Source organism: Cognatilysobacter tabacisoli, from assembly GCF_003586305.1.
GTDB classification, from domain to species: Bacteria; Pseudomonadota; Gammaproteobacteria; order Xanthomonadales; family Xanthomonadaceae; genus Cognatilysobacter_A; species Cognatilysobacter_A tabacisoli.
This window is the reverse complement of the sequence record NZ_QXJI01000001.1, coordinates 657257-672592: the sequence shown is the minus strand read 5'-3', so window position 1 is coordinate 672592 and position 15336 is coordinate 657257. Positions and strand designations below refer to the sequence as shown.

Sequence of the window (15336 nt, the reverse complement as noted above, 5' to 3'; positions counted from 1 at the left end):
CCGTTCGCGATGACGTTATCCGGGGGCGGCCTCAGCCGCCCCCGCCGCTGCCCTCGCGGATGCCGCCGCGGGTCAGCGCCACCGGGTCCAGCAGGGCCCGCAGCTGTTTCAGCGACAGGCCGCTGTCCTCGGCGGCCACGTCCAGTACCGGCCGCTGTTCGCGGTAGGCGCGCTTGGCGATCGCGGCGGCCTTCTCGTAGCCGATGATCGGGTTCAGCGCAGTCACCAGGATCGGGTTGCGGTCGAGCGCCTCGCGGACCCGGTCCTCGCGCAGCTTCAGACCGGCGATCGCCGAATCGGCCAGCACCCGCATCGCCGCCGCCAGCAGCTCGATCTGCTCGAGCAGGTCCAGCGCGATCAGCGGCAGCATCACGTTGAGCTGGAAGTTGCCGCTCTGCCCGGCGACGGTGATCGCCGCGTGGTGGCCGATCACCTGCGCGCACACCATCGCCACCGCCTCGGGCACCACCGGGTTGACCTTGCCCGGCATGATCGAACTGCCCGGCTGCAGCGCCGGCAGCTCGATCTCGCCGAGCCCGGCGAGCGGGCCGGAATTCATCCAGCGCAGGTCGTTGGCGATCTTCATCAGCGCCACCGCCAGCGCGTTGAGCTGGCCTGACAGTTCGACCGCGTCGTCCTGCGCGGCGAGGCCCTCGAACCGGTTCGACGCCGCCTCGAAGCGCGTGCCCGCCAGCGCGCTGAGCGACTTGCACACCGCCTTGCCGAAGCGCGGGTCGGCGTTGATGCCGGTGCCGATGGCGGTGCCGCCGATCGGCAGGCGCCGCAGCCGCTTGAGGCTGTCCTCGACCCGCGCCTGGGCCGACTCGAGCTGCGCCGCCCACGCGCCGAACTCCTGCGCGAACGTCATCGGCATCGCGTCCATCAGGTGCGTGCGGCCGGTCTTGGTGACGGTGCCGAACGAGCGCGCGCGCCGCTCGATCGTTCGGCGCAGGTGTTTCAGCGCGGGTAGCAGCCGTTCGGTCGCCGCCAGCTGCGCCCCGACCCGGATCGCGGTCGGGATCACGTCGTTGGAGCTCTGGCCGAGGTTGACGTGGTCGTTCGGGTGTATGGCGCGCGGCTTGCCGCGAACCGTGCCGCGCGAGGCGAGCGTTGCGATCACCTCGTTTGCGTTCATGTTGCTCGACGTGCCCGAGCCGGTCTGGAACACATCGACCGGGAAGTGCGCATCGTGCCGGCCGTCGGCGACTTCGAGCGCGGCCGCGCGGATCGCGGCGGCGGTGGCCTTGGGCAGCAGCCCGAGCGCGCCGTTGACCTCGGCCGCGGCGGCCTTGACCAGCCCGAGCGCGCGCAGGAAGCCGCGCGGCATCGGCCGGCCGGAAATCGGGAAGTTCTGCACGGCGCGCTGGGTCTGCGCGCCCCACAGCGCGTCGGCCGGCACCTGCAGGTCGCCCATGCTGTCGTGCTCGGTGCGGAAGTCGGCGCTCTTGGGGTCGGCGGTATTGGGCACGAGGTCCTCGCTGGCGGCGCGCAGCGGCTGCGCTGCGGCGAGCATACGCCCGGCAATGCACGGCACCGGTGCACGCCGCGGCCCGGCGCGCGCGGGCGAGCGGGTAGAATTGCCGGCCCGCACGCCGTTCCCGCCCCCATGCCCGCCTCCGTCGATTCCCAACTGCTCGCCCTGTCACCGCTCGATGGCCGCTACGCCGGCAAGGTCGATCCGCTGCGTCCGATCTTTTCGGAGTTCGGCCTGATCAAGGCGCGCGTCAAGGTCGAGGTCGAGTGGCTGCTGGCGCTGGCCGCCGAGCCGGGCATCGCCGAGCTGGCGCCGTTCTCCGACGCCGCCACCGCGCGGCTGCGCGCGCTGGCCGACGGGCTGTCCGTCGCCGATGCGGCGCGGGTCAAGGAGATCGAGCGCACCACCAACCACGACGTCAAGGCGGTCGAGTACCTGATCAAGGAGCGGCTCAAGGACGATGACGAGCTCGGACCCGCGCTGGAGTTCGTGCACTTCGCCTGCACGTCCGAGGACATCAACAACCTCAGCTACGCGCTGATGCTCAACGAAGCCCGGCTCACGGTGCTGCTGCCGCGGCTCGACGCGCTGATCCAGGCCCTGCGCGCGATGGCGCACGAGCACGCCGCGCTGCCGATGCTGTCGCGCACCCACGGCCAGACGGCGTCGCCGACCACCGTCGGCAAGGAAATCGCCAACGTCGTCGCGCGGCTACAGCGGCAGGGCGAGGTGCTCGCCGGGCTGCCGATGCCGGGCAAGATCAACGGCGCGGTCGGCAACTACAACGCGCACGTCGCCGCGTACCCGGACATCGACTGGACCGCGTTCTCTCGCCGGTTCGTCGAGTCGCTCGGTCTGGACTGGCAGCCGTACACGACCCAGATCGAGCCGCACGACGGCATCGCCGAACTGTGCGACGTGTCCAAGCGCATCGACACGATCTGCATCGACCTGTGCCGCGATGTCTGGGGCTACATCTCGCTCGGCTACTTCAAGCAGGCGGTCAAGGCCGGCGAAGTCGGCAGCTCGACGATGCCGCACAAGGTCAACCCGATCGATTTCGAGAACGCCGAGGGCAACTTCGGCATCGCCAACGCGCTGTTCGAGCACTTCGCCGCGAAGCTGCCGGTCAGCCGCTGGCAGCGCGACCTGACCGATTCGACCGTGCTGCGCGCGCTCGGCACGGCGTTCGGCCACGCGCTGATCGGCTTCGACGCGCTGCAGCGCGGGCTCGGCAAGCTCAGCGCGAACCCGGAGCGGCTGGCCGCCGACCTCGACGCGTCGTGGGAGGTGCTGGCCGAGGCGGTCCAGACGGTCATGCGCCGCCATGGCCTGCCGAACCCGTACGAGCAGCTCAAGGCGCTGACCCGCGGCCAGGGCATCACCGAAGCGTCGATGCGCGAGTTCATCGCCGGCCTCGACCTGCCGGCCGACGCCAAGGGCCGGCTGCTGGCCATGACTCCGGGCGGTTACAAAGGCCTGGCCGAGCGGCTGGCGCGCGAGATCTGAGCCCGCGACGCGAGCGCGCGGAGGGACGGAGCGACGATGGACCTGCTGATCAACCTCGACGTGCCCGACCTCGCCGCCGCCGAAGCGTTCTACACGCGGGCCTTCGGCTTCAGCGCGGCCCGCCGCTTCGGTGACGCCGCCGTCGAGCTGGTCGGCGGCTCCTCGCCGCTGTACCTGCTCGCCCAGCCCGCCGCGAGCGTCGGCGCGGCCGCTTCGCCCCGCACCTACGACCGCCACTGGACCCCGCTGCACGTCGACGTTGTCGTCGACGACCTCGACGCCGCGCTGGCCCGCGCCACGGCCGCGGGCGCCGTCGCCGAAGGCGCCATCCGCACCGCGGCCTGGGGCCGCATCGTCCAGCTCGCCGACCCGTTCGGCCACGGCTGGTGCCTGCTGCAGTTCCTCGGACGCGGCTACGACGAGATCTCCGCATGACCCCGACCCGCAAGACCCCCGCACGCCGCCCGAAGGCCCGCACGTCTCCGGCCCGCGCGGCCGCGCCCACCGCCCGGCCGCTGCCGATCGAGATCGACGCGCGCGCCCTGCCCCCGCTCGGCATGGCGCCGGCGGCGTTCCTGCGCGACTACTGGCAGAAGCGCCCGCTGCTGATCCGCAACGCCTTTCCCGGCTTCGAGGCGCCGCTGCAGCCCGAGGACCTCGCCGGGCTGGCCTGCGAGGACGGCGTGCTGGCGCGGCTGATCCAGCACGACCGCGCGCGCGACGCGTGGAGCGTGCGGCACGGCCCGTTCGACGAGGCCGAGTTCCCGGGCCTGCCGACGCAGGACTGGACCCTGCTCGTGCAGGACGTCGACAAGTGGGACGCCGACGTCGCCGCGCTGCTGCCGGCATTTGCCTTCCTGCCGCGCTGGCGCATCGATGACGTCATGGTGTCGTTCGCTGCGCCCGGCGGTTCGGTTGGCGCGCACGTCGACCAGTACGACGTGTTCCTGCTGCAGGGCCAGGGCCACCGCCGCTGGCAGGTCGACGCCGGCGACGCGCCGCCGCTGGCGTTCCGCAACGACGTGGAGCTCAAGCTGCTGCGGGATTTCACCCCGACCCACGAGTGGGTGCTCGGCCCCGGCGACATGCTGTACCTGCCGCCCGGTGTGCCGCACCACGGCGTCGCCGAAGACGCGTGCCTGACGTTCTCGATCGGCATGCGCGCGCCGTCGGCTGCGGAGCTGCTCGGCGACTTCGTCGACACGCTCGCCAGCGAGGCCGACGAGTCGCTGCGGTTCCGCGACCCGGACCTGGCCCCGGCACAGGACCCGGCCGAGATCGACGCGGCGGCCATGACGCGCGTCGTCGAGGCCCTGAACATGCTGCGCATGAACGATCCGGACCGCCTCGGCGACTGGTTCGGGCGCTTCATCACCGTCTACCGTGCCGCCGGGGAAGTCGCCGCCGGCGGCGAGCCGCGCTCGCGGATCGAGGTCGAGTGGGACCTCGAGCACGGCGCGACGCTGCACCGCCACCCGTACTCGCGCATGGCGTGGCGCCGCGCCGGCCGCGAGGCACGCCTGTACGTCAGCGGCGCCGAGCACGCGCTGCCGGCGAAAGACGCCTCGCGGATCGCCAACGCCGGCGCGATCGACGGCGCGCTGTACGCCTCGCTCGGCGAGGCCGGGCGCGACTGCGTGATCGGCCTGCTCGGCGCCGGCCACTACAGCCTGCAGCGCGACGGAGACGAAGAGGAATGAGCCCGCCCACCGGCATCAGCGTGGAGCCGGTCGACTACGCGACCGCGCTGCCCGAGCTGCGCCTCGTCCGCGAGGCGGTGTTCATCCGCGAACAGGGCGTGCCGGCCGAGATCGAACTCGACGCGCTCGATCCCGAGTGCCGCCACGTGCTCGCCCGCGACGCCGACGGCCGGCCGATCGGCACCGGGCGGCTGACGCCGTCGCGGCGGATCGGCCGCATGGCGGTGCTCGCCGACTGGCGCGGGCGCGGCGTCGGCGACGCGCTGCTCGCGGCGCTGATCGAGGAAGCGCGGCGGCTGGGCTGGCACGAGCTGTCGCTGCACGCGCAGGCCAGTGCGATCGAGTTCTACGCGCGGAACGGCTTCCTGCCCGAAGGCGCGCGCTTCGTCGAGGCCGGGATCGAGCACCTGACCATGCGTCGCCGGCTCGACGCGGCCAACCCGGTCGATACGCGCGAGGGCGCGCGCGCGGCGATGCTCGGCGTGATCGCCAGCGCCGGCCGGTCGGTGTTCGTCTACTCGCGCAGCCTCGACCCCGGCGTGCTCGACGTGCCCGAGGTGGTCGCCGCGTTCCGCCGCTTCGCCACCCACCGCGGCGAGGTCCACGTGCTGCTGCACGACCCGGCGGCGGCCCAGCGCGCGGTCGCACCGCTGATCGGCCTGTCGCAGCGGCTGCCGAGCGCGTTCGCATTCCGCGCGGTCGAGGAGCCCGGCGACCGCGAGTACCCAGCGGCGTTCGCCGTGAACGATCGCGACGGCTGGTACTACCGCCCGCTGGGCCACCGGTTCGACGGCGACACGCGCATCGACGGCGGCGCGCGCGCACGCCAGCTGCGCTACGAGTTCGAGCCGTTCTGGGAGCGCGCACGCCCGGTCACCGAGTTCCGCGCCCTCGGCATCTGAGGCCCGCTTCGCCGTCCGACCAAGGTTTGATGGTTCCGCGCACCCGTTCACCGGGACGCTGGGGCTATAATTTCGACTCTTGACCGCCTGAATAGCGCGAATCGCGTCGATTCGGGCGCTCCCCGCCCTTCCCCCTGAGTATCCCGATCACCATCGTGGACAGCCTCCTCAAGCAGTTCTCCCAGTCCTCGCAGCTCGGCGCCAACGCGGCCTACATCGAGGACCTGTACGAGCAGTACCTGGTCGCCCCCGACAGCGTCGGGCCGAAATGGAAGGCGTACTTCGACGGGTTCAAGGGCCGCGAGGCCGGCGACGTGCCGCACTCGGCCGTGATCGACGCGATCGCGGCCGCCGGCCAGGCCGCCGCGCGCGGGCACGTCAGCGTGGCCAGTGGCGCCGGCGACGAGCGCGAGCGCGCGGTCGGCCGCCTGATCACCGCGTACCGCTCGCGCGGCCACCTGGCCGCCGACATCGACCCGCTGAAGCTGCTGGTCAAGCCTGAAGCGCCGGACCTCGGGCTGGCCTTCCATCGCCTGTCCGAGAGCGACCTGTCGGCGGAGTTCAGCACCGGCGGCGTGGCAGGCAAGGAGCGGATGAAGCTCGGCGACCTGCTCGCCCTGCTCAAGGCCACCTACACCGGGCCGATCGGCGCCGAGTTCATGCACATCACCGACGCCGAACAGCGTCGCTGGATGTACGAGCGCCTGGAAACCGCGGGCGGCACGTTCGGCCGCAGCGCCGAGGACAAGAAGCGCATCCTCGAGCGCCTCGTCGCGGCCGACGGCCTCGAGCGCTACCTCGGCACCAAGTACGTCGGCCAGAAGCGCTTCTCGCTGGAAGGCGGCGACGCGCTGATCCCGCTGCTCGACACGACGATCCGCCGCGCCGGCAGCAACGGCGCCAAGGACGTGGTCATCGGCATGGCCCACCGCGGCCGCCTCAACGTCCTCGTCAACACGCTCGGCAAGCCGCCGCGCCACCTGTTCGACGAGTTCGAGGGCAAGTTCGAGCACGTCCACAGCGACCTCGCCCACCAGGGCGACGTCAAGTACCACATGGGCTTCAGCGCCGACATCGCGACCCCCGGCGGTCCGGTCCACCTGGCGCTGGCGTTCAACCCGTCGCACCTGGAGATCGTCGACCCGGTGGTCGCCGGCAGCGTGCGCTCGCGCCAGACCCGCCGCGGCGAGAACGGCCGCGCGCAGGTGCTGCCGGTGCTGATCCACGGCGACGCCGCGTTTGCAGGCCAGGGCGTGGTGATGGAGCTGTTCCAGATGTCGCAGGCCCGCGGCTTCGCGGTCGGCGGCACGGTCCACATCGTCATCAACAACCAGGTCGGCTTCACCACCAGCGCCGTGCAGGACGCCCGCTCGACGCTGTACTGCACCGACGTGGCGAAGATGGTCGGCGCGCCGATCCTGCACGTGAACGGCGACGACCCCGAGGCCGTGGTGTTCTGCGCCGAACTGGCGCTGGACTTCCGCAACCGCTTCGGCCGCGACGTCGTCATCGACCTGGTCTGCTACCGCCGCCACGGCCACAACGAGGCCGACGAGCCGGCCGCGACGCAGCCGGTCATGTACCAGGTCATCCGCAAGCACAAGACGCCGCGCGAGCTCTACGCCGACCGCCTCGTCGCCGAGGGCACGCTGAGCGCCGACGACGTCAAGGCGCTGGTCGACGGCTACCGCGACAAGATGGACCAGGGCGCGGTCACCACCGAGCTGGTCTCGGTCACGCCCGACGAATTCACCATCGACTGGAGCAAGTACCTCGGCGGCAAGCTGTCCGACGCGGTCGACACGACGTTCGCGCGCCAGCAGCTCGACCAGCTCGCGCTGCAGATCAACACCATCGCCGACACGATCAAGCTGCACCCGCGCGTGGCGAAGATCTACGAGGACCGTCGCAAGATGGCCGCCGGCGAGCTCGGCGGCGACTGGGGTTTCGCCGAGAACCTCGCCTACGCCACGCTGCTGACCGAAGGCTACAAGCTGCGCCTGGTCGGCCAGGACTGCGGCCGCGGCACGTTCTTCCACCGCCACGCGATCCTGCACGAGCAGACCAACGACGAGTACGTCCTGCCGCTGCGCCAGCTGGTCAAGAACCCGGTCGACGTCACGATCATCGACTCGCTGCTCAGCGAGGAAGCGGTGATGGCGTTCGAGTACGGGTATGCCACCGCCGACCCTATGACGCTGGACATCTGGGAAGCGCAGTTCGGCGACTTCGCCAACGGCGCGCAGGTCGTGATCGACCAGTTCCTGTCGTCCGGCGAGGCCAAGTGGGGCCGCCTGTGCGGGCTGGCGCTGTTCCTGCCGCACGGTTACGAAGGCCAAGGCCCGGAGCACAGCTCCGCGCGCCTTGAACGCTTCCTGCAGATGTGCGCGCTCGAGAACATGATCGTCTGCACGCCGACCACCCCGGCGCAGGCGTACCACATGATCCGCCGGCAGATGCGCATGACCACGCGCAAGCCGCTGGTGGTGATGACGCCCAAGTCGCTGCTGCGCCACAAGCTGGCGGTGTCGACGCTCGACGAGCTGGCAGCCGGCAAGTTTCAGGAGCTGATCCCGGACGCGACGGCCAATGCGAAGAAGGTCAAGCGCGTCGTCGTCTGCGGCGGAAAGGTCTATTACGACCTGCTCGAGGAGCAGCAGAAGCTCGGCCGCGACGACGTGGCGCTGGTGCGCATCGAGCAGCTGTACCCGTTCCCGCGCGCGGCGCTGGCCGCGGAGCTCAAGCGCTTCGGCACGGCGACCGACGTGGTCTGGTGCCAGGAAGAGCCGATGAACCAGGGCGCGTGGTACCAGATCCGCCACCACCTGACCGCGTGCCTCGCGCCCAAGCAGACGCTGCACTACGCCGGGCGCTCGCGCTCGCCGTCGCCGGCGGTCGGCCACTTCGCCGACCACGTCGTCGAGCAGAACCAGCTCGTCGCCGACGCGCTCGTCAATCCGCTGCGCGGCGAAAGCTGCGCCGAGTAGTTCACCGGCCCCACCGGCGCGGCGTCGCGTGACGCGCCGCGCCAACCAACGACTTCAAGCTTTCCAAGGACGCCTCCATGAGCACCGAAATCAAAGTCCCGGTCCTGCCCGAATCGGTTTCCGACGCCACCATCGCGACCTGGCACAAGAAGGCCGGCGACGCGGTCAAGCGCGACGAGAACCTGGTCGACCTCGAGACCGACAAGGTCGTGCTCGAGGTGCCATCGCCGGTCGACGGTGTGCTCAAGGAGATCAAGTTCGCCGAAGGCGCGACGGTCAACAGCCAGCAGGTGATCGCGATCGTCGAGGCCGGCGCCGCTGCCGCGGCGTCGCCCGCGCCTGCCGCTCCGGCCGCCGGCGCCCAAGAGGTCCAGCCCAAGGCCGAGGCCGCGCAGGCCAAGGCGGCCGCACCGGCCAGCACCACCCCGGCCCCGGTGTCGGCCACGGGCGACAGCACGCTGCCGCCGGGCGCGCGCTTCGCCGCGACCACTGCCGGCGTCGACCCGGCGCAGGTCGAAGGCACCGGCCGCCGCGGCATGGTGACCAAGGAAGACATCGTCAACTACGCCAGCGGCAAGACCGCCGGCGTCGGCGGCGGCGCGCGCCCGGAAGAGCGCGTGCCGATGACCCGCATGCGCGCCCGCATCGCCGAGCGCCTGATGCAGTCGAAGAACTCTATCGCGATGCTGACCTCGTTCAACGAGGTCAACCTCGGCAAGGTCATGGCGATGCGCAAGGAGCTGGGCGAGTCGTTCGAGAAGGCCAACGGCATCAAGCTCGGCTTCATGAGCTTCTTCGCCAAGGCCGCCGCCAACGCGCTGCAGCGCCACCCGATCGTCAACGCCTCGGTCGACGGCAACGACGTGATCTACCACGGCTACGCGGACATCTCGATCGCGGTGTCGACTGACAAGGGTCTGGTCACGCCGGTGCTGCGCAACGTCGAGCGCATGTCGTTCGCCGACATCGAGAAGGGAATCGGCGAGTACGCCAAAAAGGCCCGCGACGGCAAGCTCGGCCTCGAGGACCTGCAGGGCGGCACGTTCACGATCACCAACGGCGGTACGTTCGGGTCGCTTATGTCGACGCCGATCGTCAACCCGCCGCAGTCCGCGATCCTGGGCATGCACGCGATCAAGGAGCGCGCGATCGTCGAGAACGGCCAGGTGATCGCCGCGCCGATGATGTACATCGCGCTGAGCTACGACCACCGCATCATCGACGGCAAGGACGCGGTGCTGTTTCTGGTCGACATCAAGAACCAGCTCGAGAACCCGCACCGCATGCTGCTGGGCATGTAATGCCCGCCTGGCCCCGCCACGCGCGGGGCCTCTGCATTGAGCGAACCAGGATCATTTGAGATGAGCGAACAACAGCAATTCGATGTCGTCGTGATCGGCGCCGGCCCCGCCGGCTACCACGCGGCCATCCGCGCCGCGCAGCTCGGCCTGAAGACTGCGTGCATCGATGCCGCGCTCGGCAAGGATGGCAAGCCGGCGCTAGGCGGCACCTGCCTGCGCGTGGGCTGCATCCCGTCGAAGGCGCTGCTCGACAGTTCGCGCCAGTTCCACAACCTGACCCACCTGTTCGGCGACCACGGCATCGCCGCGAAGGACCCGACGATCGACGTCCCGACGATGATCGGTCGCAAGGACAAGATAGTGAAGCAGTTCACCGGCGGCATCGCCGCGCTGTTCAAGGCCAACAAGGTCGCGGCGTTCTACGGTTTCGGCGTGCTGCACCCGGGCAACGTGGTCAAGGTCAGGCAGCACGACGGCACCGAGGTCGAGCTCAAGGGCACCAACGTCGTCATCGCCGCCGGCTCGGATTCGATCGAACTGCCGTTCGCGAAGTTCGACGGCGACACCATCGTCGACAACGTCGGCGCGCTCGACTTCGAGTCCGTGCCCAAGCGCCTGGGCGTGATCGGCGCGGGCGTGATCGGACTGGAGCTCGGCAGCGTGTGGAAGCGCCTGGGCGCCGAAGTGACCGTGCTCGAAGCGCTGCCGGACTTCCTCGCCGCCGCCGACGCGGACATCGCCAAGGCTGCGCTGAAGGAGTTCAAGAAGCAGGGCCTGGACATCAAGCTCGGCGCCAAGGTCAGCAAGGCCGAGGTCGCCGGCACCGGCACGTCGAAGACGGTCACCCTGACCTATGCCGACGGGGCCGGCGAGCAGACGCTGGTCGTCGACAAGCTGCTGGTGGCCGTGGGCCGCCGCGCCGCGACGAAGAACCTGCTGGCCGACGGCAGCGGCGTGCGCGTCGACGCGCGCGGCATGATCGAAGTCGACGAGCACTGCCACACCGGCGTCGACGGCGTGTGGGCGGTCGGCGACTGCGTCCGCGGCCCGATGCTCGCGCACAAGGGCTTCGAGGAAGGCATCGCGGTGGCCGAGCTGATCGCCGGGCTGCCGGGCCACGTCAACTTCGACACGATCCCGTGGGTGATCTACACCGAGCCGGAAATCGCCTGGGTCGGCAAGACCGAGCAGCAGCTGAAGGCCGAAGGCGTGCCGGTCAAGATCGGCACGTTCCCGTTCGCCGCCGTCGGCCGCGCGGTCGCGATGGGCGAACCGGCCGGCATGGTCAAGATCATCGCCCATGCCGAGACCGACCGCCTGCTCGGCATGCACCTGGTCGGCGTCAACGTGTCCGAACTCGTGCACGAGGGCGTGCTGACGATGGAGTTCAGCGGCTCGGCCGACGACCTCGCCCGCATCTGCCACGCGCATCCGACGCTGTCGGAGGCGATCCACGACGCGGCGATGGCGGTGCACAAGCGCGCGATCCACAAAGCCAACTGACGGTTGGCTGTGTGTTTGCCTGCGGCCTGCCGCGCAAGCCCCAGGCCATTCGCGGGCCACACCCCTGGTCCGTTCGCGCCTACAGCGCGAACCGTCCCCCTGACTCAGGGGGGACTCGGGCAGGAACCGACGCCGGGCACCGCCCGGCGTCTGCGCTTTCGAACCACCCATCACGAATTACCGGTCACGGCACCATGAAATCCATCTGCGTCTACTGCGGCTCCAACGCCGGCGCCAAGTCGGCCTATAGCGACCGCGCGATCGCGCTCGCCACGCGGCTGGCGAAGGACGGCATCGCACTGGTGTACGGCGGCGGCAACGTCGGCCTGATGGGCCTGGTCGCCGACGCGGCGCTCGAAGCCGGCGGCGAGGTGATCGGCGTGATCCCTGAGCACCTCGTGAACTGGGAGGTCGCGCACAAGGGCCTGACCCGCCTCGAGATCGTCGGCTCGATGCACGAGCGCAAGGCGCGCATGTTCGACCTGGCCGACGCCTTCGTCGCCCTGCCAGGCGGCTTCGGCACGCTCGACGAGATGTTCGAGATGCTGACCTGGCGCCAGCTCGGCCTCGGCGACAAGCCGTGCGCGTTCCTCGACGTCGACGGCTTCTACGCGCCGCTGTTCGCGATGCTCGACCGCATGGTGGCCGAGCGCTTCGTCCACCCGGACCAGCGCGCCGACCTGTGGCACGGCGACGACCTCGACGCGATGCTGGCGTGGATGCGCGAGTACTCGCCCGCGGCGGCGTCGAAGTGGCTCGACGAGAAGCGCCGGAAGGCGCTGCGCTGACCCATCGGCTGCACCTGCGGCGATCGTCGTAGTCGGCTCGCCGTCGCGCGCCCGCTGCGCTGTCGCACAATGGCCGCGCGACCTTCCCCCTGAGCCTGCCGGACATACGCGCATGAGCCTGCCCGCCCGCTTCAACGCCTTCCGCATCCACAGCGACGCCGCCGGCTACCGCAGCGGCCTGGAGGACATGACGCTCGACGCGCTGTCCGCGGGCGAGGTCGTGATCCGGACGGCGTATTCGTCGGTGAACTTCAAGGACGCGCTCGCCGGCACCGGCCAGGGCAAGATCCTGCGTCGCTTTCCACTCAACGGCGGCATCGACGTGGCCGGCCACGTCGTGGCGAGTACCGACCCCGCGCTCCGCGAAGGCGACGCGGTGCTGGTCACCGGCTGCGGCCTCAGCGAGACGCGTGACGGGGGCTACGCCGAGTACGCACGGCTCGAGTCGAAATGGGTGATCCCGCTGCCGGCCGGCCTCGACCTGCGCGAGAGCATGATCCTCGGCACCGCCGGCTTCACCGCCGCGCTCGCGCTGTACCGGATGCACGACAACCGGCAGACGCCGGACCTCGGCCCGCTCGCAGTCACCGGCGCGACCGGCGGCGTCGGGTCGCTCGCGGTCGACATATTCAGCCGGGCCGGGTTCGAGGTGCACGCGATCAGCGGCAAGCCGGAGCACGCCGACTACCTGAAGGGCATCGGCGCGAGCGAGGTCCTCGGCCGCGATGCCCTGGCGACCACGCGGCCGATGGAGTCGGTGCGCTTCGGCGGCGGCCTCGACAACGTCGGGGGGCCGATGCTGAACAGCCTGCTGGCGCAGACCGCCCCCTATGGCAACGTCGCCAGCGCGGGACTCGCCGCGACCGCGGACCTGCCGACGACGGTGATGCCGTTCATCATCCGCGGCGTCTCGCTGGTCGGCGTCGCGTCGGCCGGCACCGCGCGCGACATCCGCCAAGCGGTCTGGGAGAAGCTTGCAGGCGACTGGAAGCCCCGCCACCTCGATCGGATCTGCACCCGCGAGGTCACGCTCGCCCAGCTGCCGGAGGTGTTCCCGACGATGCTGGCGGGCGGCTCGCTGGGACGCACGCTGGTTCGACTGTGATCGGGCCGGGGCGCGATTGTGTGAACCCCGCCGTCACCTTCTTGGCTTGCGGCTGAACGACCGGCCGCTACAATCGGTTACAGGTTCCGGGGGACACACATGGCGCGCATTTTGATCGTCGACGACTCGCCGTCGCAGCTGATGGGCATCCGCCGCATCGTCGAAAAGCTGGGGCACGAGGCGCTGACCGCCGAGGACGGGGCCGCCGGGGTCGAGGTCGCCAAGCGCGAACGCCCCGACCTGGTGCTGATGGACGTCGTGATGCCGAACCTCAACGGGTTCCAGGCCACGCGCTCGATCTGCAAGGACCCCTCGACCGCGCACATCCCGGTCGTGCTGGTGACCACGAAGGACCAGGACACCGACCGCGTCTGGGGCATGCGCCAGGGCGCCAAGGCCTACATCACCAAGCCCTTCAGCGAGACCGACCTGTCCGAGATCATCGGCCAGCTGCTCGTCGTCTGACCCGCCCCACCGGGGCGCCGTCCGGGCGCGCCCGTGCCTACGCCGCTATGCGCGGCGCCAGTCGCTGCCGAACGCCTCGCGCAGGCCCTCGTACGCCTGCGCCTGCGCGCCCGTGTGCGGGCGCGGCGCCAGCACCTCGAGCTCGACGATCTGGTCGCCCGGCGTCGTGCCCGGCAGCCCCCGTCCGCGCAGCCGCAGCTTGCGGCCGGCCTCGGAATTCGGCGGCACCTTCAGCTCGACCGGGCCGGCGAGCGTCGGCACGCTGACGGTGGCGCCGAGCGCGGCTTCCCAAGGCGCGATCGGCAGCACGTGGATCACGTTGCGGCCCTCGACCTCGAAATTCGGGTGCGCCGCGTACTCGATCTCCAGCAGCAGGTCGCCCTGCCCGCTGCCCTGCTTGGCCAGCCGGATCACCTGCCCCGGGCGGATGCCCTTGGGCACGCGCACGTCGAGGGTCTTGCCGTTGACCGTGATGCGCACGCTGCCGCCGTCGTGCACGGTTTCGAGCGCGACGGCCAGCTTGGCGCGCGTGTCGCCGCGCGGCATCGGGCCGCGCGGTCCGGCACCCGGCCGTCCGCGCCCGAACAGCCCCTCGAAGAAGTCGCTGAAGCCGCCCGCGGCGCCGCCGCCGGCGAATATCTCCTCGAAGTCGACGCCGCCGTGCCCGCCGCCAAACCCGCCCGGCGGCGGCTGCACCTCGTCGCCCGGCCGGTAGCCGCGCGCGCGCAGCTGGTCGTAGGCCGCGCGCTTGTCGGGGTCGCGCAGCGCTTCATAGGCCTCGTTGACGGCCTTGAACTTGTCCTCGGCGCCGGCTTCCTTGCTGACGTCGGGGTGGTACTTGCGCGCCAGCCGCCGGTAGGCCGTCTTGATCTCGGCCTCGCCGGCGGAGGCTTCGACCCCGAGCGTCTGGTAGTAATCCTTGAACTGCATGCCTCACCCGGAATTGGAATCGGAAATCGACGCAGGCGTCGCGCGCCACGAATGGACCGGCCCGCGACGCAGCGCATCGCGGGCCGGCAGGTTAACCCAGCGCGGGGCACGGCCCCGCATCGGCGCTACTGCTGGGTGGACGGCGCGTCCAGCGTGCGGCCGTCGTCGTCGCGACGGTTGACCTGGATCCGGCGCGGCGCCGTCTCGGGCCGCTTCGGGATGGTGATCTCGAGCACGCCGTTCTTGCCCTGCGCGCGGATGCCGTCCGGATCGGCGCTGTCGGGCAGCGCGAAGCGGCGGTGGAAGCTGCCGTAACGGCGCTCGATCCGCGAGAAACGCGAGGTCTGGCTGGTCGTCTCGCTGCTGCGCTCGCCCTTGATGCTGAGGATGCCCTTGTCCATCGACACCTCGATCTGGTCGGGGTCGATGCCGGGCAGGTCGGCGTACAGCACGAAGCGGTCGCCTTCCTCGCGCACGTCGACGTGCGGCACCCACTGGCTGGTGACGACGGCGCTGTCGTCGGTGTCGTTCTGGTCCAGCATCGCGCCTTCGAACAGCCGGTCGAAGGCCTGGCGCAGCTCACTCTGGAAGTGGCCCTGCAGCGGCCACGGACGGGTACGGACGATGTTCATCGCTCACACTCCGATAACTCTCTGGGTCCTCGTGGGAGGG

At 70.7% G+C, this 15336-nt stretch carries 12 protein-coding genes and 1 pseudogene; 10 read left to right on the top strand and 3 right to left on the bottom strand.

Translation table 11 applies throughout. The features are described 5' to 3' along the window. Positions 1 to 31: 31 nt before the first annotated feature. Complete coding sequence (locus D3A60_RS07650) at positions 32 to 1414, bottom strand: class II fumarate hydratase (RefSeq protein ID WP_231120498.1); 1383 nt, start codon at positions 1412 to 1414, stop codon at positions 32 to 34. Between the two features lie 192 nt (positions 1415 to 1606). Here D3A60_RS07650 and purB point away from each other — a divergent pair, with 192 nt between their 5' ends. The 10 genes and pseudogenes from purB (at position 1607) to D3A60_RS07600 (ending at position 13734) form a co-directional block, all read left to right on the top strand. Next, positions 1607 to 2983 carry an adenylosuccinate lyase gene (gene purB, locus D3A60_RS07645; RefSeq protein WP_119718107.1) on the top strand — a complete coding sequence of 459 codons (1377 nt, stop codon included), beginning with the start codon at positions 1607 to 1609 and terminating at the stop codon, positions 2981 to 2983. A 36-nt stretch (positions 2984 to 3019) separates the two neighbouring features. Continuing rightward, positions 3020 to 3418, top strand: a complete 399-nt coding sequence (locus D3A60_RS07640) for a VOC family protein (protein ID WP_119718106.1) — start codon at positions 3020 to 3022, stop codon at positions 3416 to 3418. Next, a pseudogene (locus D3A60_RS07635) lies at positions 3415 to 4680 on the top strand (ribosomal protein uL16 3-hydroxylase); the annotation flags it as partial. The gene D3A60_RS07640 and the pseudogene D3A60_RS07635, both read left to right, overlap by 4 nt. Continuing rightward, entirely contained in the window at positions 4680 to 5585 is a 906-nt protein-coding gene (locus D3A60_RS07630) for a GNAT family N-acetyltransferase (protein WP_119718104.1), read from the top strand. The pseudogene D3A60_RS07635 and the gene D3A60_RS07630, both read left to right, overlap by 1 nt. 155 nt (positions 5586 to 5740) lie before the next feature. Continuing rightward, on the top strand, positions 5741 to 8572 hold the full coding sequence (locus D3A60_RS07625) for a 2-oxoglutarate dehydrogenase E1 component (protein WP_119718103.1): 2832 nt from the start codon (positions 5741 to 5743) through the stop codon (positions 8570 to 8572). A gap of 77 nt (positions 8573 to 8649) precedes the next feature. After that, positions 8650 to 9873 (top strand): dihydrolipoyllysine-residue succinyltransferase, encoded by a 1224-nt coding sequence (sucB, locus tag D3A60_RS07620; protein WP_119718102.1) that lies wholly within the window; start codon positions 8650 to 8652, stop codon positions 9871 to 9873. 60 nt (positions 9874 to 9933) lie between these two features. After that, the gene (gene lpdA, locus D3A60_RS07615) at positions 9934 to 11376 is read left to right on the top strand and encodes a dihydrolipoyl dehydrogenase (RefSeq protein ID WP_119718101.1); all 1443 of its coding nucleotides are present in this window, start codon (positions 9934 to 9936) and stop codon (positions 11374 to 11376) included. 194 nt (positions 11377 to 11570) lie between these two features. Next, entirely contained in the window at positions 11571 to 12164 is a 594-nt protein-coding gene (locus D3A60_RS07610) for an LOG family protein (RefSeq protein WP_119718100.1), read from the top strand. 112 nt (positions 12165 to 12276) lie between these two features. Then, the gene (locus D3A60_RS07605; RefSeq protein ID WP_119718099.1) at positions 12277 to 13269 is read left to right on the top strand and encodes a YhdH/YhfP family quinone oxidoreductase; all 993 of its coding nucleotides are present in this window, start codon (positions 12277 to 12279) and stop codon (positions 13267 to 13269) included. A 99-nt stretch (positions 13270 to 13368) separates the two neighbouring features. Beyond that, positions 13369 to 13734, top strand: coding sequence for a response regulator (locus D3A60_RS07600; protein WP_119718098.1), 366 nt, complete (start codon positions 13369 to 13371; stop codon positions 13732 to 13734). A 45-nt stretch (positions 13735 to 13779) separates the two neighbouring features. Here the strand turns inward: D3A60_RS07600 and D3A60_RS07595 are convergent, their stop codons facing one another. Beyond that, the gene (locus D3A60_RS07595) at positions 13780 to 14664 is read right to left on the bottom strand and encodes a DnaJ C-terminal domain-containing protein (RefSeq protein ID WP_119718097.1); all 885 of its coding nucleotides are present in this window, start codon (positions 14662 to 14664) and stop codon (positions 13780 to 13782) included. Positions 14665 to 14789: 125 nt separating this feature from the next. Continuing rightward, positions 14790 to 15296 (bottom strand): Hsp20/alpha crystallin family protein, encoded by a 507-nt coding sequence (locus D3A60_RS07590; protein ID WP_119718096.1) that lies wholly within the window; start codon positions 15294 to 15296, stop codon positions 14790 to 14792. Positions 15297 to 15336 lie beyond the last annotated feature (40 nt).

Bases quoted from the DNA above. Each gene is read 5' to 3' on its own strand.
- D3A60_RS07650 (WP_231120498.1), bottom strand. From the start codon at position 1,414: ATGGGCGACCTGCAGGTGCCGGCCGACGCGCTGTGGGGCGCGCAGACC.
- purB (WP_119718107.1), top strand. From the start codon at position 1,607: ATGCCCGCCTCCGTCGATTCCCAACTGCTCGCCCTGTCACCGCTCGAT.
- D3A60_RS07640 (WP_119718106.1), top strand. From the start codon at position 3,020: ATGGACCTGCTGATCAACCTCGACGTGCCCGACCTCGCCGCCGCCGAA.
- D3A60_RS07630 (WP_119718104.1), top strand. From the start codon at position 4,680: ATGAGCCCGCCCACCGGCATCAGCGTGGAGCCGGTCGACTACGCGACC.
- sucB (WP_119718102.1), top strand. From the start codon at position 8,650: ATGAGCACCGAAATCAAAGTCCCGGTCCTGCCCGAATCGGTTTCCGAC.
- lpdA (WP_119718101.1), top strand. From the start codon at position 9,934: ATGAGCGAACAACAGCAATTCGATGTCGTCGTGATCGGCGCCGGCCCC.
- D3A60_RS07610 (WP_119718100.1), top strand. From the start codon at position 11,571: ATGAAATCCATCTGCGTCTACTGCGGCTCCAACGCCGGCGCCAAGTCG.
- D3A60_RS07605 (WP_119718099.1), top strand. From the start codon at position 12,277: ATGAGCCTGCCCGCCCGCTTCAACGCCTTCCGCATCCACAGCGACGCC.
- D3A60_RS07600 (WP_119718098.1), top strand. From the start codon at position 13,369: ATGGCGCGCATTTTGATCGTCGACGACTCGCCGTCGCAGCTGATGGGC.
- D3A60_RS07595 (WP_119718097.1), bottom strand. From the start codon at position 14,664: ATGCAGTTCAAGGATTACTACCAGACGCTCGGGGTCGAAGCCTCCGCC.
- D3A60_RS07590 (WP_119718096.1), bottom strand. From the start codon at position 15,296: ATGAACATCGTCCGTACCCGTCCGTGGCCGCTGCAGGGCCACTTCCAG.